The organism is Candidatus Methylomirabilota bacterium (assembly GCA_035315345.1).
Classification (GTDB): Bacteria; Methylomirabilota; Methylomirabilia; order Rokubacteriales; family CSP1-6; genus CAMLFJ01.
Genome location: DATFYA010000021.1, coordinates 77,957 through 96,952, shown reverse-complemented (window position 1 = coordinate 96,952; position 18,996 = coordinate 77,957). Strand labels below are relative to the sequence as shown.

Annotated in this window: 18 protein-coding genes; 16 read left to right on the top strand and 2 right to left on the bottom strand. The window is 70.9% G+C overall.

Going from position 1 to position 18,996, the window contains the following annotated elements; translation table 11 throughout:
- Window positions 1–354, bottom strand: a 354-nt coding sequence (locus VKN16_03805) for a sigma-70 family RNA polymerase sigma factor (protein ID HME93331.1), incomplete at its 3' end; no start/stop codon positions are given.
- A 100-nt stretch (window positions 355–454) separates the two neighbouring features.
- On the opposite strand from VKN16_03805, the gene VKN16_03800 reads away from it, so the two are divergent.
- Window positions 455–1,438, top strand: a complete 984-nt coding sequence (locus VKN16_03800; GenBank protein ID HME93330.1) for a uroporphyrinogen decarboxylase family protein — start codon at window positions 455–457, stop codon at window positions 1,436–1,438.
- Entirely contained in the window at window positions 1,435–2,940 is a 1,506-nt protein-coding gene (locus VKN16_03795) for an ABC transporter substrate-binding protein (protein HME93329.1), read from the top strand. Before VKN16_03800 ends, VKN16_03795 begins: the two co-directional genes overlap by 4 nt.
- A 382-nt stretch (window positions 2,941–3,322) precedes the next feature.
- Here VKN16_03795 and VKN16_03790 read toward each other — a convergent pair whose 3' ends face one another.
- Window positions 3,323–3,715, bottom strand: coding sequence for a hypothetical protein (locus VKN16_03790; protein HME93328.1), 393 nt, complete (start codon window positions 3,713–3,715; stop codon window positions 3,323–3,325).
- Window positions 3,716–3,997: 282 nt separating this feature from the next.
- Here VKN16_03790 and rlmN point away from each other — a divergent pair, with 282 nt between their 5' ends.
- The 14 genes from rlmN to VKN16_03720 all read left to right on the top strand — a co-directional run bounded on the left by rlmN (window position 3,998) and on the right by VKN16_03720 (window position 18,899).
- Window positions 3,998–5,032 (top strand): 23S rRNA (adenine(2503)-C(2))-methyltransferase RlmN, encoded by a 1,035-nt coding sequence (gene rlmN, locus VKN16_03785; GenBank protein ID HME93327.1) that lies wholly within the window; start codon window positions 3,998–4,000, stop codon window positions 5,030–5,032.
- Entirely contained in the window at window positions 5,029–6,357 is a 1,329-nt protein-coding gene (gene mtaB, locus VKN16_03780; protein HME93326.1) for a tRNA (N(6)-L-threonylcarbamoyladenosine(37)-C(2))-methylthiotransferase MtaB, read from the top strand. Before rlmN ends, mtaB begins: the two co-directional genes overlap by 4 nt.
- Window positions 6,358–6,359: 2 nt before the next feature.
- Window positions 6,360–7,268, top strand: a complete 909-nt coding sequence (mtnP, locus tag VKN16_03775) for an S-methyl-5'-thioadenosine phosphorylase (GenBank protein HME93325.1) — start codon at window positions 6,360–6,362, stop codon at window positions 7,266–7,268.
- 70 nt (window positions 7,269–7,338) lie between these two features.
- The gene (locus tag VKN16_03770) at window positions 7,339–8,256 is read left to right on the top strand and encodes an adenosine kinase (protein ID HME93324.1); all 918 of its coding nucleotides are present in this window, start codon (window positions 7,339–7,341) and stop codon (window positions 8,254–8,256) included.
- 4 nt (window positions 8,257–8,260) lie between these two features.
- Window positions 8,261–9,094 (top strand): ATP-dependent sacrificial sulfur transferase LarE, encoded by an 834-nt coding sequence (larE, locus tag VKN16_03765; GenBank protein ID HME93323.1) that lies wholly within the window; start codon window positions 8,261–8,263, stop codon window positions 9,092–9,094.
- On the top strand, window positions 9,076–9,834 hold the full coding sequence (gene larB, locus VKN16_03760) for a nickel pincer cofactor biosynthesis protein LarB (GenBank protein HME93322.1): 759 nt from the start codon (window positions 9,076–9,078) through the stop codon (window positions 9,832–9,834). Before larE ends, larB begins: the two co-directional genes overlap by 19 nt.
- 123 nt (window positions 9,835–9,957) lie before the next feature.
- On the top strand, window positions 9,958–11,226 hold the full coding sequence (gene larC, locus VKN16_03755) for a nickel pincer cofactor biosynthesis protein LarC (GenBank protein ID HME93321.1): 1,269 nt from the start codon (window positions 9,958–9,960) through the stop codon (window positions 11,224–11,226).
- 90 nt (window positions 11,227–11,316) lie between these two features.
- Window positions 11,317–11,772, top strand: a complete 456-nt coding sequence (locus VKN16_03750) for a (2Fe-2S)-binding protein (GenBank protein ID HME93320.1) — start codon at window positions 11,317–11,319, stop codon at window positions 11,770–11,772.
- A gap of 9 nt (window positions 11,773–11,781) precedes the next feature.
- Entirely contained in the window at window positions 11,782–14,142 is a 2,361-nt protein-coding gene (locus VKN16_03745; GenBank protein ID HME93319.1) for a molybdopterin cofactor-binding domain-containing protein, read from the top strand.
- A gap of 13 nt (window positions 14,143–14,155) precedes the next feature.
- On the top strand, window positions 14,156–15,019 hold the full coding sequence (locus VKN16_03740) for a xanthine dehydrogenase family protein subunit M (GenBank protein HME93318.1): 864 nt from the start codon (window positions 14,156–14,158) through the stop codon (window positions 15,017–15,019).
- Window positions 15,020–15,096: 77 nt separating this feature from the next.
- Window positions 15,097–15,699, top strand: coding sequence for a nucleotidyltransferase family protein (locus VKN16_03735; protein HME93317.1), 603 nt, complete (start codon window positions 15,097–15,099; stop codon window positions 15,697–15,699).
- 38 nt (window positions 15,700–15,737) lie between these two features.
- On the top strand, window positions 15,738–16,640 hold the full coding sequence (locus VKN16_03730) for a MoxR family ATPase (GenBank protein HME93316.1): 903 nt from the start codon (window positions 15,738–15,740) through the stop codon (window positions 16,638–16,640).
- A gap of 1 nt (window position 16,641) precedes the next feature.
- The gene (locus VKN16_03725; protein HME93315.1) at window positions 16,642–17,799 is read left to right on the top strand and encodes a VWA domain-containing protein; all 1,158 of its coding nucleotides are present in this window, start codon (window positions 16,642–16,644) and stop codon (window positions 17,797–17,799) included.
- A gap of 11 nt (window positions 17,800–17,810) precedes the next feature.
- Complete coding sequence (locus VKN16_03720) at window positions 17,811–18,899, top strand: XdhC/CoxI family protein (protein HME93314.1); 1,089 nt, start codon at window positions 17,811–17,813, stop codon at window positions 18,897–18,899.
- Window positions 18,900–18,996 lie beyond the last annotated feature (97 nt).

Genomic DNA, 18,996 nt, shown 5'->3' with positions numbered 1-18,996 from the left:
GAGCGCGGCGTCCGGCCGCCGGCGGTCGTCGGCGAGCCGGAGCAGCGTCTCCTCGCCCTGTCGCACGAGCCGCCGCTCGCCCGAGGCGAGGCGATTGAGGCAGAGCCGCGAGGTGATCGCGTACAGCCACGTCGACAGCTTGGCGTCGCCGCGGAACTCGCCGAGCGCGCGGTGAGCGCGGAGGAACGCCTCCTGGGCCACGTCCTGGGCCTCCGCCGCGTTGCCGAGCATCCGCAGCGCCACCCCGAAGACGCGATGCTGGTACGTGGTCACGAGCTCCTCGAAGGCGGACGCCTCGCCGGCCCGCAGCCGGTCCAGGAAGCGCGGCGCATCGCCTGCCTCCGCCTCTCGCACGGTTAGACCATACCGCGTCCCGGAAGTTCCCTCCGCACAAAACCCGCCGTCCCGCGCGCGGCGCGAGGCCGCGCGACGGCGTGGTAGACTTCGCGGCGTCATGGACAAGCGCTCTCGCGTGATGGCCGCGCTCCGACGGGAAGCCGTCGATCGGCCTCCGGTCTCGTTCTGGCGACACGTTCCCGACGTCGACCACACCGCGGCGGGGCTCGCCGAGGCGATGCTCGCGTTCCAGCGCCGCTGGGATCTCGACTTCGTGAAGGTGATGTCGAGCGGCGTCTACTGCGTGGAGGACTGGGGCTGCCAGGTGGCCTACCAGGGCTCCCCCAACGGGGCCAAGCAGTGCACGAAGCACGCGGTGCAGGACCGCGCCGACTGGAGCCGCATCCGCGCGCTCGACCCGGGGGCGGGCGCGCTCGGCCGCGAGCTCGAAGCGGTGCGGCTGATCGCGCGCGGCCGCTCCGACGACGCGCCGATCCTGCACACGCTCTTCTCGCCGCTCACGGTGGCGCGCAAGCTGGCCGGCGATCGCGCGGTGGCCGATCTTCGCGACGAGCCGGCCGCCGTCGAGCCCGCGCTGGACGCCATCGCCGAGACCATGGCCCGGCACGCGCAGGCGGCGCTGTCCGCCGGGGCCGACGGCCTCTTCTTCGCGACCCAGGCCGCCACGCCCGAGGTGGTCACCGCCGAGGAATGGTCGCGCTTCGAGCAGCCCCGGATCCGACGCATGCTCGACGCGGTGGCCGCGACCTCGGCCTTCACGCTGCTGCACCTGCACGGGCGCGACGTGTACTTCGACCAGGCCGCCCGGCTGCCCGTGCACGCGATCAACTGGCACGATCGGCTCGCCGCGCCGAGCCTCGGCGACGCCCGTGCGCGCTTCACCGGCGGGCTGGTGGGCGGGCTCGGGGAAGGCCGGACCCTGCTGCGCGGGCCGGCCGACGCCGCCGCCGCGGAAGCCGGCGAGGCGATCGCCCAGACCGGCGGGCGCGGCATCCTGGTCGGCCCGGGCTGCGTCCTGCCCCTGGCCACTCCGGACGCCCACCTGTCCGCGGTCCTCGCCGCGGTGAAGGCGGCGCGATGAGCGTCTCCGTGGCGCTCCGCCGGAGCGCGCTCGTCCTCCTGCTCCTGCTCGGGGCCCCGGTCCCGGCGCCGGGGCAGTCCGCGGGGGAGCTGCGCGTGGGCCTGCCGTGGACGCCCGAGAACCTCGATCCGACCATGAACCTCTCGTCCATCCGGGCGAAGGTGGGCGTGAGCATGTTCGACTCGCTGGTGGGCCGCGACGCCGAGAACCGGATCGTGCCCCAGCTCGCGGAGTCGTGGAAGGCGCTCGACGACCTGACGCTGCAGCTGAGGCTCCGGCGCGGGGTGATCTTCCACGACGGCGAGCCGTTCGACGCGGAGGCGGTCCGCTTCACCTTCGACCGTGTGCTCGATCCCAACCAGAAGTCTCCCAACCGGGCGAACATCGGCGAGGTCGCGCGCGTGGACGTCGTGGACGACCACACCGTCAACCTCGTGCTGCGCCAGCCCTACGCGCCGCTGCTGAACCGGCTGGTCGATTTCCCGATGGTGCCGCCGAAGTACACCGCCGAGAAGGGCAACCCGGGGCTCGCCCTGCGGCCGGTCGGCACCGGTCCGTTCCGGTTCGTCGAGCTGGTGAAGGACGATCGCCTGGTGGTCGAGGCGTTCGATCGCCACTGGCGCGGCGCGCCCCGCATCCGCCGCATCGTGTTCAAGCCGATCCCGGAGCCGTTCACCCGCGCCGCCGCGCTCCGGAACAACGAGGTCGACCTCATCGACACGCTGCCGCCCAACCTGGCCAGCGAGCTGGAGCGCGTCGGCGGCATCCGGGTCCAGCGGGTGCCCAGCACGTGGATCATCTATCTGGGACTGAACGCCTTCAAGAAGCCGCTCTCCGACGTGCGGGTGCGCCAGGCCCTGAACTACGCCACCGACGTGGACGCGCTGGTGAAGAGCGTGCTCGACGGCAACGGACGTCGAATGGACGGGCCGTTCACTCCGCAGATGTTCGGCTTCGATCCGTCGGTGAAGGGATACCAGCCGGATCCGGCGCGGGCGCGGCGGCTGCTCGCCGAGGCGGGCTATCCCGACGGGCTCGAGATCTCGCTGGACGCGCCGGCCGGACGCTATCAAGGCGACAAGGAGATCGCGGAGGCGCTGGGCGGGCAGTGGCAGAAGGCCGGCGTCAAGCCGCGCGTGCAGGTGGCGGAGTGGGGCGCCTACTTCAAGCGCTACCTCGGCAAGCAGTTCTCCGACGCCTACCTGCTCGGGCTCGGCGGTCCGATGCAGGACGGCGACGAGCTGTACAACCTGGTCTCGTCGAAAGGCCGCGGCCTCTACTACAAGAACGAGAAGATCGACGCGCTGTTCGACGCGGGCCGCTCGACTATGGACCCGGCCCGGCGGAAGAAGATCTACGCCGATCTGGCGCGCGCGATGGTCGAGGACGCCACGTGGGTCTTCCTGATGCAGCAGGTCGACATCTACGCGACGCGCGACCGGGTGACGTGGACACCACGAGCGGACCAGTGGCTGCTGCTGCACGAGGCGAGCCTGAAGTAGGAAGTCGCGGTGCTCACCGGAGCGGCGATACGCTCCTAGTAGCTGAAATTTATCGACGAGCGGTCAGCGACCCACCGGGTTATCCACGGCCGACCCACACGGTTTGTGGGTTGTCCTCCCGGCGACGGCGACGAGTCCGGGCTCGCAACGTCGCGGAGCGGCGACGATCTAGGCTTCACGGCGCGCGCGGCGGCGGGGCGCCGCGGTCAGGGCACGCCACTCGGCGTCCGAGAGGCTGAGCGGTCGGCTGCCTCGCCTCATGGCGCGCACCTGGGCCATGATGCGGCGCGATACCGCTTTCATCGGCGGCTTTCTGCTCGACCGGCCTCTGGCCCGGCTCACCGCCGCGGGATCTCCTGGCCGGTGCGCCGCGGTGACGAGATCACGTGCCGGGGTCCGCCTCGTCGCGCATATAGGCGACCGCGCTGATGGCGAGGTACCAGAGCGGCCCCTCGATGAGGACCAGGAAGGCGCCGAGGCGTGAGAACGACCAGACGGTGAGGAACAGTCCGACCAGGCTGCACGACAGCGCGATCGTGATGACGGCGCCGCGCACGATCCGGCACGCCGGCTCGGGCCCCATCCAGCCGCTGGATTCGATGTAGAGCCAGGCGACGAGAGCGGGCAGGGACACCGCCAGCAGCCCGACGATGGCTCCGGAGCGCGCGACGGCGCCCGACGACACGATCACGGTGAGCAAGAGCGCAACGACGAAGACAAGGTAGCCGAAGATCGCCGACCGCCAGCCCGGCTCGAGGATCGCCATCTCGCGCATCTCATCCTCCGTTTCGACGCCGCGAGTATAGGCGATGGCCGCGAAGCCAGGCAAGGGCGGGTCGGCGGGGCCGACAAAACCAACTCGTGAGAGACTGAGGCATGCGCGAACACTGGTGGATGAACACGGGTGACAAGGCGGTACGACTGGTGTGGAGGTTGCTCTGGAGCTGGCGACGGTAGGACGCGGCGGCCGCGCCTGATCCGCGCCGCGTAGAAGCAGCCGAGGACGCCCGGGCCGGCCGCCGGCCCCGGACCGCTGTGCTACTATTCGTCGGTGCGTATGTCATCGACGAATCTGCTCGATCTGTTCCCCGCCGAGATGGAGGAGCTGGCCGAATCGCTAGGCGTCCCACGGTACCGGGGCCGCCAGCTCGCGGGCTGGATCTTCACCCGGGGCGTGGCCGAGATCGAGGCCATGTCCGATCTCCCTCGCGACTTCCGCGCCGCGCTCGCCGCCTCGATGCGGGTCGAATTACCGGAGGTCGAGCGGCGCACGCCCTCGCAGGACGGCAGCCAGAAGCTGGTGCTCCGCTACGCCGGCGGCGCGCGCGTGCAGTCGGTGCTCATGCCCGATGGCGACCGCCTCACCCTGTGCGTCTCCACCCAGGTGGGTTGCGGATTCGGCTGCGCGTTCTGCTTCACCGGCACCATGGGCCTCGAGCGCAACCTGAGCGCGGGCGAGATCGTCGGGCAGGTGATGGTGGCGCGACGCGGGCTCGGCCCGGGCGAGCGCATCACTCACATCGTGTACATGGGCATGGGCGAGCCGCTCGCCAACTACGGGGCGACCGTGAAGTCGCTGCGGCTACTCACCGACCCGCGGGCCTTCGGCTTCTCGCCCCGTCGCATCACCGTCTCGACGGTGGGGCTGGTGAGCGGAATCGAGCGGCTGGCCAAGGAGAGCCTGAAGGTCAATCTCGCGATCTCGCTCCACGCCACCAGCAACGAGATCCGCGACCGCATCATGCCGATCAACCGCGGCTTCGCGATCGAGGAGCTGCTGGCCGCGTGCCGGCGCTTCCCGCTGCCGTTCCGCCAGCGGATGACCTTCGAGTACGTGCTGCTCGACGGCGTGAACGACGCGGCGGAGGACGCGCGGCGACTGGTGCGGCTCCTCAAGGGGATCCGAGGCAAGATCAACCTGATTCCGTTCAACGACTGGGAGGGCTCGGGCTTCGGCCGGCCGTCCCTGCCGCGCATCCTCGCCTTCCAGGCCATCCTGCTCGAGCACGGCATCACCGCGACCATTCGTTGGAGCAAGGGAGAAGATATCGGCGCGGCCTGCGGCCAGCTCCGCGAGGAGGTCACCGCGTGACCGCTCCGGTCACGGTGGCCCTCGGCACCCTCGGCTGCCGGCTCAACCAGGTCGAGTCGCAGGAGATGGGCGCGCTCCTGGAGCGCGGCGGCTTTCGCGTGGTCCCGTCCGGCGAGGCCGCGCAGGTGTACGTGGTCAACACCTGTACGGTCACCGGGCGCGCCGACTTCTCGGACCGGCAGCTGATCCGCCGCGTCGCCCGCGAGCACCCGGGCGCGTTCCTGGTGGTGACGGGCTGCTATGCGCAGACGGACCCGACCGCGGTGGCCGCCATTCCGGGCGTGGATCTGGTGGTGGGCAACCACGAGAAGTACCGCCTGCCCGACCTGCTGGGCTCGCTGATCAAGCCGCCGCGGCCGGCCATCGAGGTCGGCGACATCGCGGCCGTCCGGACGGTCCCCGTCGCCCCCTTCGCCCGCATGGCCGGACGCTCGCGCGCCTTCGTGAAGATCCAGGACGGCTGTCAGCACCGCTGCGCCTTCTGCATCGTGCCGACGGCCCGCGGGGGCAGCCGGAGCCAGGAGCCGAAGGTGGTGATCGACCAGGTGCGCGGCCTCGTGGAGTCGGGCTACCTCGACATCACCCTGACCGGCGTGGACATCGGCCACTACGGCTGGGATCTCTCTCCGCGCACGTCGCTGGCCGGGCTCGTGCGGAGCCTGGCCGAGATCGACGGGCTCGGCTGGCTGCGGCTGTCCTCGGTGCTGCCGGCCTACTTCACGCCGGACTTGATCGACGCGGTGACCACGCTGCCGGCGGTCGCGCCGCACCTGCACCTGCCGCTGCAGAGCGGCAGCGATCGCGTGCTCCGGCTGATGCGGCGACCGTATCACACCGGAATGTACCGCGACCTGGTGTCGCGCCTCGCCGCCGCCATCCCGGCGCTGGGGCTCGGCGCCGACGTCATCGTGGGTCATCCCGGCGAGACCGAGGGGGACTTCGAGGCCACGCTCGCCTTCGTCGCGTCGCTGCCCTTCTCCTACCTGCACGTCTTCCCGTATTCGGACCGCCGCGGCACCGAGGCGGTGCGCCGGCCCGATCACGTGCCGGCCGCGTCCATTCGGGAGCGGGCCCGCCGCCTGCGCCGGCTCGGGCGCGAGAAAGGCCTCGCGTTCCGGGGCGCGCTCGCCGGATCGCGGCGCCCGGCCCTGGTGCTCGACGCACGCGACCCGGCCAGTGGGCGGCTGGTCGGACTCACCGCCAACTACGTCGAGGTGCTCTTCGACGGGCCGGACGGACTCGGCCGGCGCATGGTCACGCTCGAGATCGGCGAGACGCGCGGTGACCGCACCCAGGGGCGCCTGATCGGCGAGGCGGAGGCGTGAGGATGGCGCCGGCGTCGCGGCCGTCCGAGCCCGCGCTCGGCATCATCGGCGGAAGCGGGCTCTACGAGATCGAGGGCTTCGAGGACGTGCGCTGGGTCCGGGTCAAGACACCGTTCGGCCACCCGTCGGACGCCTACTGCACCGGCCGACTGGGCGATCGCCGAGTCGTCTTCCTGCCGCGCCACGGCCGCGCCCACCGGGTCACCCCGAGCGAGATCAACTACCGCGCGAACATCTACGGGCTCAAGTCGCTCGGCGTGCGGTGGGTCATCTCGGTCAGCGCGGTGGGCAGCATGAAGGAGGAGATCCACCCGCTGGACCTCGTCATCCCCGACCAGTTCTACGACCACACGAAGCGACGGATCTCGAGCTTCTTCGGCGATGGGATCGTCGGCCACGTCGGCCTCGCCGATCCGGTGTGCCCGGCGCTCGGCGACCTGCTGGAGACCGGTGGGCGCGAGGCCGGCGCCCGGGTGCACCGTGGCGGCACCTACATCTGCATCGAGGGCCCTCAGTTCTCCACCCGGGGTGAATCGCAGATCTACCGCCGCTGGGGCGTCTCGGTGATCGGCATGACCAACATGCCGGAGGCCAAGCTGGCCCGCGAGGCCGAGCTGTGCTACGCCACGCTGGCCCTGGCCACCGACTACGACGTCTGGCACGAGACCCACGCCGCGGTCAGCGTGGAGGCGGTGGTGGCGAACCTGCTGAAGAACGTCGCCACCGCCAAGGTGGTGCTGAAGCGGGTCATCCCGCGGGTGGGCAAGCCCTGCCACGCGGGCTGCGGCGACGCGCTGGCCAGCGCGGTGATCACCAATCCGGCCGCCTTCCCGCCGCGCACGCGGCAGCGCCTCGCGCTGCTGCTGGACCGCTATTTCCCCCCGAAGGCGAAGGCCCGCCGCCGTGGCTAGCCCGGGCGACCTCGACGTGGTCGGCATCGGCAACGCGCTCGTCGACGTGCTGAGCCACGCCGACGACGCGATGCTCGGCCGCCAGGGCCTGGTGAAGGGGACCATGCACCTCGTCGACGAGGATCGGGCGCGCGCCCTCTACGACGCGATGGGCCCGGGCGTCGAGATCTCGGGCGGCTCCGCGGCCAACACGATGGTGGGCGTGGCGTCGTTCGGCGGCCGCGCGCACTACGTGGGCAAGGTGCGCGACGATCAGCTCGGAGAGGTCTTCGGTCACGACCTGCGCGCGACCGGCGTGGGCTACGACACCCCCCGGGCCACCTCCGGGCCGGCCACCGGGCGGTGCCTCATCCTGGTCACCCCGGACGCGCAGCGCACCATGGGCACGTTTCTCGGCGCTTCCGTGCGACTCGGCCCCGCCGACGTGGACCGCGCGCCGATCGCCCGCGGCCGCATCCTCTATCTGGAGGGGTATCTGTTCGATCCGCCCGAGGCCCAGGAAGCCTTCCGCGCCGCCGCCGCCATCGCGCACGCGGCCGGGCGCAAGGTCGCCCTGACCCTGTCGGATCCCTTCTGCGTCGATCGACATCGGGCCGCGTTCCGCGACCTGGTCCAGAATCACGTGGACATCCTCTTCGCGAACGAGGCGGAGATCCGCGCCCTCTACCAGGTCGGCGACTTCGACTCAGCCCTCCGGCACGTCCGCGACCAGTGTGAGATCGCGGCCCTCACCCGGAGCGCGGACGGGTCGGTGCTGATCGGCGGCGGCAAGGTCCATACGGTCCTCGCGCACCCGGTGAGCGCGGTGGTGGACACGACCGGGGCCGGCGATCTCTATGCGGCGGGGGTACTCTACGGCATGTGTCGGGGACTCGACCTGCCAACCTGCGGACGGCTCGGATCGCTGGCCGCCGCCGAGGTCATCGGCCACGTGGGCGCGCGACCGATCGTTCCGCTGGCCCGGCTGGCCGGGCCCATGCTTGCCTGAGCGGATGACCCGCGAAGCCGCGCTCGCCGACAAGTACCACCGGCTGCTCGACATCGTCCGCGGCATGGGCCGCGTGGTGGTGGCCTTCTCCGGCGGGGTGGACTCCACCTTCCTGGCCCGCGCCGCGAAGGACGCGGTGGGCGCCGACGCGCTGCTGGTCACCGCCGACTCCGAGACCTACCCGGCCGCCGAGCTCGAGGAGACGCGCCGCCTCGCCGCGCTCCTGGGCCTGCGGCACGAGGTGGTGCGCACGCACGAGCTGGACCGGCCCGAGTACGCGCGCAACTCGCCGGACCGGTGCTTTCACTGCAAGGAGGAGCTGTTCTCGCGGCTGGAGCCGATCGCCCGTCGGGCCGGCGTCGCGCAGGTCGTCTACGGGGCGAACATGGACGACCTCGGCGATCACCGGCCGGGCATGAAGGCCGCCCAGGCCCGCGGGGTGCGCGCGCCGCTGATCGAGGCCGCGCTGTGGAAGGAGGAGATCCGCGCGCTGTCGCGCGATCTCGGCCTGCCCACGTGGGACAAGCCCTCGTTCGCCTGCCTGTCCTCGCGCTTCCAGTACGGCGATCTCATCACGCCGGCCAAGCTGCGGCAGATCGACGAGGCGGAGGCGTTTCTGCGCGGGCTCGGCTTCCGCCAGTTCCGGGTGCGCCATCACGACCGCCTGGCGCGCATCGAGCTGCCGCCCGACGAGATGGGCCGGCTGTGGCAGGAGGACCGCCACACCGCGATCGTGCGGCGGTTCCGCGAGCTGGGCTATCTCTACGTCACCCTCGACCTGCAGGGCTTTCGCAGCGGCAGCGCCAACGAGGCGCTCAAGTGGATCGGGAAAAAGTAGCCGCGCTGCTCGAGGCGGTCGCGCGCGGGACGATCAGCCCCGCGCAGGCGCTGGCCCGGCTGCGCGACCTGCCGGTCGAGGACCTGCGCTTCGCGCGCGTGGACGTGCATCGCTCGCTCCGTCACGGCGTGCCCGAGGCGATCTTCTGCCAGGGCAAGACGCCGGAGCAGGTGGTGGCGATCGGGCGCCGGCTCGCCGAGGGCCACCACAACGTCCTGGCCACCCGCGCCTCCGCCGACGTGATCGAGGCGCTGCTCGCGAGCGGGCTGCCGTGCCGGGTTCACGAGATGGCCCGGCTGGTCGTGGTCAATCCGGCGCCGTCCGAGGGCGTCGGCCTCATCGTGGTGGTGAGCGCGGGCACGTCCGACCAGCCGGTGGCCGAGGAGGCCGCGGTGACCGCCGAGGCGATGGGCAACGCGGTCGAGCGGCTGTTCGACTGCGGCGTGGCCGGGCTGCACCGGCTGGTGCCGCACCTCGACCGCTTGAACGAGGCCAACGCGATCATCGCGGTGGCGGGCATGGAAGGCGCGCTGCCGACCGTGCTGGGTGGCCTCGTGGACCGGCCGGTCATCGCGGTCCCGACCAGCGTGGGCTACGGCGCCTCGCTCGGCGGCGTGGCCGCGCTGCTCGCCATGCTGAACTCGTGCGCGCCCGGCGTGTCGGTGGTCAACATCGACAACGGCTACGGCGCCGCCGCCCAGGCCAATCAGATCAACAAGCTCGCCTCCAAGTTGCGGTGACCCACCCGGCTGCCCGCCGATGGGGGGAGTGGCGGTGACCGACGCACCCGGCTGCCCGCCGATGGGGGGAGTGGCGGTGACTGACGCACCCGGCTGCCCGCCGATGGGGGGAGTGCGGGGGCCATGTCGGGGCCCCCGCAGATGAAGATCGCCTACTTCGATTGCCCGAGCGGCGCCTCGGGCGACATGATCCTCGGCGCGCTCGTCGACGCCGGCGCCTCCTTCGACACACTCGAGCGCGAGCTGGCCGGCCTCAGCGTGGCCGGCTACCGGCTGGAGCGCCGCGAGGTCATGAAGGCCGGCTTCCGGGCCACGAAGGTCGACGTGCACCTGGACGGCTACGAGCAGGACCCGGGCTACATGGGCCGGGCCGCCCAGGGCGCGCGGCCCGCGCACTCCACCGGGCATCGGGCTTCCGGGCACCGGGGGCTCGAGGAGATCCTCGGCATCCTCGACGGTAGCCGCCTGGCACCCGCGGTACGCGACATGGCCTCGCGCGTCTTCCGCCGGCTCGCCGCGGCGGAGGCCCGCGTACACGGGACGACGCCCGAGCGCGTGCAATTCCACGACGTGGGCGCCGTCGACGCCATCGTGGACGTCACCGGCTCGTGCATCGGGCTCTACCTGCTCGGCATCGACGCGGTCCACTTCAGCGCGTTGCCGGTGGGCGGCGGCTTCATCGAGGGTCCCCACGGCAAGATGCCGGTGCCGGGTCCCGCAACCGCGGAGATGCTGAAGGGCTTTCCCACGCTCGACACCGGCATCCGGCGCGAGCTGGTGACCCCGACCGGCGCGGCCATCCTGACGACGCTGGCCGCGGGGGCGGGGGCGATGCCGGCCATGCGGGTCACCGCGGTCGGCTACGGCGCCGGCACGATGGAGCTCGACACTCCGAACGTGCTGCGCCTCTTCGTGGGCGAGGCGGCGGTGACCGCGCCGGCCGAGACCATCGTCCAGGTCGAGACCACCATCGACGACATGTCGCCACAGCTCTACGAACCCCTCCTCGAGCGCCTGCTCGCCGCGGGCGCCCTCGACGCCTGGCTCACGCCGGTCATCATGAAGCGGAGCCGTCCCGGCATCGTGCTCACCGCGCTGTGCGAGCCCGGTCGGGTGACCGAGCTGTCCCGGGTGCTCTTCGAGGAGTCCTCGACCATCGGGGTGCGGTGGACCGCCTACCAGCGCGCCCGGCTCGACCGGGAGATGGTGCGTCTCGACACGATGTACGGGCCGGTGGACTTCAAGGTCTCCCGTCTGGAGGGTCGCGTGGTCACGGTGACACCCGAGTTCGAGGAGGTCCGACGCATCGCGCGCGACCGAGGCGTGGCGGTCCGCGAAGTCCTGGAGCAGGCCCGCATCGAAGGTCGCCGCCTCCTCGGCGGCACCCCTTGACACCGTCCTCGCCCCGGCATACGGTTGTGGGCGTTTTCCCGGCCTCGGACCCTTCACCCAGGAGGTAGCGCAGTGAAAAAGACCGTGTCGATGACGATCAACGGCGCCCCCCAGTCCCACGACGTGGAGCCCCGGCTCCTGCTCGTGCACTACATCCGGGAGCAGGCGGGTCTGACCGGCACGCACGTCGGCTGCGACACGAGCCAGTGCGGGGCGTGCACGGTGCACGTCAACGGCGTGGCCGTGAAGTCGTGCACGCTGCTCGCGGTGCAGTGCGAGGGCGCGCAGGTGCTCACCATCGAGGGCCTCGCCAAGGACGGCAAGCTGCATCCGATCCAGAACGGGTTCTGGGAGAAGCACGGGTTGCAGTGCGGCTTCTGCACGCCGGGCATGATCATGTCGGCGCACCAGATGCTGCAGCGCAACCCGCGACCCACCGAGGCGCAGATCCGCCACGACCTGGAAGGCAACCTGTGCCGCTGCACGGGGTACCACAACATCGTCAAGGCCATCCAGTACGCCGCCGAGCAGATGGCGGGGAAGTGAGGCGCGACCATGGCGACGGCCCGGCTCCTCGGCGCGAGCATCAAGCGGCGTGAGGATCCCCGCTTCATCACCGGCAAGGGGAACTACACCGACGACCTGAAGCTGGCCGGCATGACCCACGCGGTGTTCGTGCGCAGCCCGCACGCCAACGCGAAGATCCGCAAGATCGACACCACGAAGGCCGCGAAGATGCCCGGCGTGGTCGCGATCTTCACCGGCAAGGACCTGGCCGGGGTGAACTCGCTGCCGTGCGGGTGGCTGCTGCCCGAGCTGAAGATCCCGCCCCACATGCCGCTGGCCATCGACGCGGCCCGGTACGTGGGCGACCCGGTGGCGATCGTCATCGCGGAGAGCCAGTCCGCGGCGAGCGACGGGGCGGAGGCGGTCGAGGTGGACTGGGAGGTGCTGCCCTCGGTCACCAGCACCGAGAAGGCGGCGGCCAAGGGGTCGCCCCAGATCCACGAGGTGGCGCCCGGCAACGTGGCGTTCACCTGGCAGATCGGCGACGCCGCGGCCACCGACGCCGCGTTCAAATCCGCCGCGGTCACCGTGAAGAAGCGCATCGTCAATCAGCGCCTGGTGGCCAATCCCATGGAGCCGCGGGCCTGCGTGGCCCGCTACGACGAGGCCACCGGTGACTGGACGCTGTGGGTGACCTCGCAGAACCCCCACGTGCACCGGTTGCTGATGACCGCCTTCGTGCTGGGCATTCCGGAGCACAAGGTGCGGGTGATCGCGCCGGATGTCGGCGGCGGCTTCGGCTCCAAGATCTTCCTCTACAACGAGGAGACGGTCTGCACCTGGGCCACCAAGCAGGTCAAGCGGCCGATTCGCTGGACGTCGTCGCGGCGCGAGGCCTTCCAGACCGACGCGCATGGACGCGACCACGTGACGGACGCCGAGGTCGCACTGGCCAAGGACGGGAAGTTCCTGGGGCTGCGCGTGAAGACCACCGCGAACCTGGGCTCCTACCTGTCGACATTCGCCCCCGCGGTGCCGACCTATCTCTACGCCACGCTCCTCAACGGTGTGTACGAGTGGCCGGCCATCCACGCGGAGGTGACCGGCGTCTTCACCAACACCACCCCGGTGGACGCCTACCGCGGGGCCGGCCGCCCCGAGGCGTGCTACCTGCTCGAGCGCATGGTGGACGCGGCCGCGGCCGCGCTCAAGATGGACCCGGCCGAGATCCGCCGGAAGAACTTCATCCCGAAGTTCGACAACGGCTACCAGACGAAGGTCGCGCTGCAGTACGACAGCGGCAACTACGGCGCCGCCTTCGACAAGCTGCTGGGGATGCTCGACTACAAGAAGTTCCGCGCCGAGCAGGCGGACGCGCGGGGCAAGGGCCGGCTGCTGGGCATCGGCTTCTCGACGTACATCGAGGCCTGCAGCATCGCCCCGTCCAAGGTGGTGGGATCGCTCGGCGCCCAGGCCGGGCTTTGGGAGTCCGGCAAGGTGCAGGTGCATCCGACCGGCAAGGTGAGCGTGTTCACCGGCTCGCACTCGCACGGGCAGGGGCACGAGACGACGATGGCCCAGATCGTGGCCGATCAACTCGGCATCCCGATGGACGACGTGGAGATCGTGCACGGCGACACCGGCCGGGTGCCGTTCGGCATGGGCACCTACGGCAGCCGCTCGGCCTCGGTGGGCGGCACCGCGATCGTGATGTCGCTGAACAAGATCAAGGAGAAGGGCAAGAAGATCGCCGCGCACCTGCTCGAGGCCAATCCGAAGGACATGGACTACGTGGGCGGGCAGTTCGTGGTGAAGGGGGCGCCCCAGAAGGCGATCCCCTTCGGGCAGGTCGCGCTGACCGCGTACGTGCCGCACAACTATCCGGAGGGGGTGGAGCCCGGGCTCGAGGAGACGAGCTTCTACGATCCGGCCAACTTCTGCTTCCCGTTCGGGGCGCACGCCTGCGTGGTGGAGGTGGATCCCGACACCGGCCACGTGAAGATCCTCCGCTACCTGGCCGTCGACGACGTCGGCAACGTCATCAACCCGATGATCGTCGACGGCATGGTGCACGGCGGGATCGCCCAGGGCGTGGCCCAGGCGCTCTGGGAGGAGGCGGTGTACGACGCCGACTCCGGCCAGCTGGTCAGCGGCAGCATGATGGACTACGCGCTGCCCAAGGCCGACATGCTGCCCTTCTACGAGACCGACCGCACCGAGACCCCGACTCCGGTCAACCCGCTCGGCGTGAAGGGCGCGGGCGAGACCGGGACCATCGCCTCCACGCCGGCGGTGGTCAACGCGGTGGTGGACGCGCTGTCCGCCCTCGGCGTGGATCACATCGACGCCATGCCCCTGACGCCCGAGCGGGTCTGGAAGACCGCGCAGGCCGCCAAATCCAGGAAGTGAGGGAGACGCCGACATGTACCCAGCTCAGTTCGAGTACTACACGCCGGGGACGGTGAAAGAGGCGCTGGACCTGCTCGGGCGTCACAAGGACGACGCCAAGCTCCTCGCGGGCGGCCACAGCCTGCTACCGGCCATGAAGCTGCGCCTGGCCCAGCCCAAGCACCTGGTCGACCTGCGCAAGATTCCCGGGCTGTCCGGCATCAAGGAGGAAGGCGGCGCGCTGGTCATCGGCGCGATGACCACGCACTACCAGGTCGAGTCCTCGCCGGTGGTGAAGTCGAGGTGCCCGGTGCTCGCCGCGGTGGCCGCGCAGATCGGCGACCCGATGGTGCGCAACATGGGCACGATCGGCGGCAGCCTCGCGCACGCGGACCCGGCCGCGGACTACCCGGCCGCGATCATCGCGCTCGGGGCCGAGATGGTGGCGGAGGGACCGAAGGGCAAGCGGACGATCAAGGCCGACGATTTCTTCAAGGGCCTGCTCACCACCGCGCTGGCCGCCGACGAGATCCTGACCGAGGTGCGGGTGCCCGCGATGGCGCCCAAGACCGGCGCCGCCTACATGAAGTTCCCGCACCCGGCGTCGCGCTTCGCGGTGGTGGGGGTGGCCGCGGTGCTGAGCGTCGACGGCGGCAAGATCGGCAAGGCCAGCGTGGGCGTCACCGGCGCCGGCACGAAAGCGGTCCGCGCCAAGGGCGTGGAGGCGGCGATCACCGGCAAGGGCACCGACGCCGCGTCGATCCAGGCCGCCGCCGAGAAGGCGGCCGAGGGCGTGGACGTCCAGGCCGACCTGCAGGGCTCGGTCGAGTACAAGAGCCATCTGCTGCGCGTGTTCGCCAAGCGCGCGATGGAGGCGGCCGCGGCGGCCGTGAAGTAGACTCACCGGGTGAGACATCGGCTGATCCCCGAGCCCCGCGGGATGTGCTCCGCGGGGCTCGGCTTTGAGGGCACACGGTGATCGCGGCGGTCATCCTCGCCGCCGGCCTCTCGCGCCGCATGGGGCAGGCCAAGCTGCTCATGCTGCTGGACGGCCGGGCGATCGTCCGCCACGCGGTCGAGGCGGTGCTGAGCGGCGGCGTCGATTCGGTCTGGGTGGTGTCGGGGCCCGCGGTGGAGGCCATCGAGTCGGCCCTCGGCGGCCTCGAGGTGCAGATCGTGGTGAACCCGGCGCCGGAGGAGGGCCAGGCCGGCTCGGTCCGGGTCGGCATCGGCGCGCTGCCCGCGTCCGCCGACTGGGCCCTGATCGCGCTGGGCGACCAGCCGATGCTGCCGCCGTCGATCGTCCCGGCCTTGCTGGCCGCGCGACGCACCAGCGACAAGCCGATCGTGGCACCGCGGTATCGCGACGGACAGGGCAACCCGGTGCTGTTCAAGCGCGGAATCTTCCCCGAGCTGCTGCGTCTCGGGGGCGACCAGGGCGCCCGGCCGATCATCCAGCGGGACCCGACGCGGATCGAGTGGGTGGACTTCGACCTCGCCATGCCTCCGGACGTCGATACCCCGGGGGACTATGAGAAGATCCGGGCGACGCGTCGCGCCGGGCCGCCGGCCGGGTAGCGGCGAGGCCTCAATCACGCGTGTAGACTGAGAGGGCCATGAGAGCCGAGATCGAGAAGATCGAGCAGATGATGGAAGCGGCGGACTACGTCACCGACCCCGCCATCGCGACGTCCGTGCACCTGGCCATGACGCTCAAGAAGCCGCTCCTCATCGAGGGGCACGCGGGCGTGGGCAAGACCGAGGTCGCCAAGGTGATGGCGCGGATGCTCCACACCAACCTGATCCGCCTGCAATGCTACGAGGGGCTCGACGCCGCGCAAGCGCTCTACGAGTGGAACTATCCCAAGCAGCTGCTGCACATCAAGCTCGAGGAGAGCACCACCCACACGCTCTCGCAGAAGGAGGCCACGATCTTCTCCGAGCCGTTCCTGATCCGTCGTCCGCTCTTGCAGGCGATCAGCCAGGACGGCAAGCCCCCGGTGCTGCTCATCGACGAGGTGGACCGCGCGGACGAGGAGTTCGAAGCCTTTCTCCTGGAGGTCCTGTCCGAGTTCCAGGTGACGATCCCCGAGATCGGCACCGTCAAGGCGACCCATCCGCCGTACGTCATCCTGACCTCGAACCGCGTCCGCGAGCTGTCCGACGCCCTGCGCCGGCGGTGCCTCTACCTGTGGATCGACTTCCCGGGCTTCGACAAGGAAGTGCGGATCGTGATGCGCAAGGTGCCGGGAGTGAACGAGGCCCTCGCGCGCCAGATCTCGCGCTTCATGGAGAGCCTCCGCACGGTTCGCCTCGCCAAGGTCCCGGGCGTGGCCGAGACGCTCGACTGGGCCCAGGCGCTCTCCTCGCTGCACGCCGATCACCTCGATGAGGAGCTGGTGCTGGAGACGCTCGGCTGCGTGCTCAAGGATGCCGACGACGTCAAGCGCTTCAAGCGGGAGCTGACCGCGAGCGGACTCAAGCGCTTCGTGAGCCCGGTGGATAGCAAGGCGGGCTAGGATGGCGGGCCCGCGCGATCTCACCACCGCGGTCCTCCGCTTCGGTCACATGCTGCGGGCGGCGGGGCTGCCCCTGACCATCGGCGAGATGATGGACGGCGTGCGCGCGCTCGAGGCGGTGGACCTGCTCGATCGCCGGGACGTCTACCTGGCCCTGCGCACCACGCTGGTGGCCCGACACGAGGAGTTTCCCGCTTTCGACCGCTGCTTCGAGGCCTTCTGGCGCTTCCAGGCCGCCGAGGGGCAGGGGCTCGACGGCCTGACGACGCCCGCGGAGGCCGCGATTCCCGAGGAGCACGCCGGCAACAGCGCTGCGGAGGCGGCCGCGCAGAAGAAGGTGTCGGTGGCGCTCGAGGGCTGGGAGGAGCAGGCGGAGGACGATGGAGAGCCGTTGGAGGTCCCGGGGGTCAGTGACAAAGAGATCCTCATGGATCAAGACTTTTCGGCGTTCCCGGTTGAGGATCTGGACGAGGTGGCGCGGCTGACGATCCTGATCGCCAAGCGGCTGGCCCGCCGGATCAGCCGCCGCAAGCGCCCGACCCGGCGCGGGGGCGTGGTCGACCTGCGCCGGAGCATCCGGGCCAACCTGATGAAGGGCGAGATCATCGAGCTGCGCCGCCGCGAGCGCCGGAGGCGCAAAATCCGGCTGGTCCTGCTGTGCGACGTTTCGGGCTCGATGGATCTCTATAGCCGGTTCCTGCTCCAGTTCCTCTACGCGCTGCAGAACGTCTTCGGGCGGGTGGAGACCTTCACCTTTTCCACGCGTCTCACCCGCGTGACCGAGCATCTCAAGGGTGCCTCGTACCGACAGGCGCTGGCGAAGCTGACCGAGGTGCGCGACTTCTCGGGCGGCACCCGGATCGGGGAGTCGCTCCAGGAGTTCAATGCCCGCTGGGGGCACCTCGTCGACCGGCACACGATCGTGCTGCTGCTGTCGGATGGGTGGGACACCGGCGAGCCCGAGCTGCTCGCCAACGAGATGCTGACCATCAAGCGAAAGGCGGGGCGGCTGATCTGGCTGAACCCGCTCCTGGGCAACCCGTCCTACGAGCCCCTGACCCGGGGCATGGCCGCGGCGTTGCCCCTGGTCGACCACTTCGCGGCCGCGCACAACCTGGCGAGCCTCCGGGACCTCGCCGGGCATCTCAAGCTGAGGTAGCCGAGGCAGACATGAGCGAGCTTTCGAGTCATCTGGATCAGCTGGACAAGAGCGAGGCCAAGGTGGCGGTGGCCACGCTGGTCAACACCCGCGGCACCACGCCCCGCAAGGAAGGGGCGAAGATGCTGGTGGGCGAGGGCGGGCGCGTGCTCGGCTCGGTGACCATCGGCGGGTGCGTGGACGCGCAGGTCATCGAGGAATCGGCCGACGTGCTGGACAAGAACGCGCCTCGCCTGCTCGAGCTGAACCTGGGCGACGAGGAGGCCTGGGAGATCGGGCTGACCTGCGGGGGGACGATCGAGGTCTTCGTTGAGCCGGTCACGCTCGGCCCGGGCGGCAGCGCCACCGTGGTGTTCGACGACCGGGCGCGCGCCCACGCCGAAGCGGGCGGCCGCGCGGTCATCGTCACGCGCCTGGACCCACCGCACAACGGGGCCAAGCTGCTGCTCCTCGACACCGGCACCCGAGAGGGCACGCTGGGCGACGCCTTCCTCGACGAGCGATTCGAGGCCGAAGCCCGCCAGGCCCTGGCCACGGGCAAGTCGCGCACGCTGTTCCTCGAGAACGTGCGCGCCTTCGCCGAGGTCTTCGGGCCGCCCTCCACGCTGCTGGTGGTCGGGGCGAGCCACGTCGCGATGCCGCTGACCTCGATGGCCAAGACGCTCGGCTTCCGCACCATCGTGGTGGACGGTCGCCCGCGGTTCGCCACCCGCGAGCGCTTCCCCGACGTGGACGACCTGCGGATCGGCGTGCCGTCCGAGCTGGTCACGCAGGTGCCGCTCATCCCGACCACCGCGCTGATCCTGGTAGCCCACGACTACAAGTACGACCTGCCGGTGCTGCGCCACGCGCTGGGCACGCCGGTCGGCTACATCGGCCTGCTCGGCAGCACCCGACGCGGGGCCGCGATCCTCAACCTGCTGCGCGAGGACGGGGTCAGCGAGGAGGCGCTCGCGCGAGTGCGCGTGCCGATCGGGCTCGATCTCGGCGCGCAGTCCGCGCCCGAGATCGCGCTCAGCATCCTGGCCGAGGCGCTCGCCACACAGCGCCACGCCACCGGCATGCCCATCTCCGAGAAAGTGCGCCGAGGCCTTAAATGAACCGCGGCCGCCCTGACCAATGCGGTGGGGGGGTCTGGGGGAGGAGCGCCGCCGCTCCCCCGCAGATCAGAACAATGCCCTGCCGCAGACCGACGAC

Coding starts and splice junctions, on each gene's coding strand:
- VKN16_03800 (HME93330.1), top strand. CDS start 455: ATGGACAAGCGCTCTCGCGTGATGGCCGCGCTCCGACGGGAAGCCGTC.
- VKN16_03795 (HME93329.1), top strand. CDS start 1,435: ATGAGCGTCTCCGTGGCGCTCCGCCGGAGCGCGCTCGTCCTCCTGCTC.
- VKN16_03790 (HME93328.1), bottom strand. CDS start 3,715: ATGCGCGAGATGGCGATCCTCGAGCCGGGCTGGCGGTCGGCGATCTTC.
- rlmN (HME93327.1), top strand. CDS start 3,998: ATGTCATCGACGAATCTGCTCGATCTGTTCCCCGCCGAGATGGAGGAG.
- mtnP (HME93325.1), top strand. CDS start 6,360: ATGGCGCCGGCGTCGCGGCCGTCCGAGCCCGCGCTCGGCATCATCGGC.
- VKN16_03770 (HME93324.1), top strand. CDS start 7,339: ATGCTCGGCCGCCAGGGCCTGGTGAAGGGGACCATGCACCTCGTCGAC.
- larE (HME93323.1), top strand. CDS start 8,261: ATGACCCGCGAAGCCGCGCTCGCCGACAAGTACCACCGGCTGCTCGAC.
- larC (HME93321.1), top strand. CDS start 9,958: ATGTCGGGGCCCCCGCAGATGAAGATCGCCTACTTCGATTGCCCGAGC.
- VKN16_03750 (HME93320.1), top strand. CDS start 11,317: ATGACGATCAACGGCGCCCCCCAGTCCCACGACGTGGAGCCCCGGCTC.
- VKN16_03745 (HME93319.1), top strand. CDS start 11,782: ATGGCGACGGCCCGGCTCCTCGGCGCGAGCATCAAGCGGCGTGAGGAT.
- VKN16_03740 (HME93318.1), top strand. CDS start 14,156: ATGTACCCAGCTCAGTTCGAGTACTACACGCCGGGGACGGTGAAAGAG.
- VKN16_03730 (HME93316.1), top strand. CDS start 15,738: ATGAGAGCCGAGATCGAGAAGATCGAGCAGATGATGGAAGCGGCGGAC.
- VKN16_03725 (HME93315.1), top strand. CDS start 16,642: ATGGCGGGCCCGCGCGATCTCACCACCGCGGTCCTCCGCTTCGGTCAC.
- VKN16_03720 (HME93314.1), top strand. CDS start 17,811: ATGAGCGAGCTTTCGAGTCATCTGGATCAGCTGGACAAGAGCGAGGCC.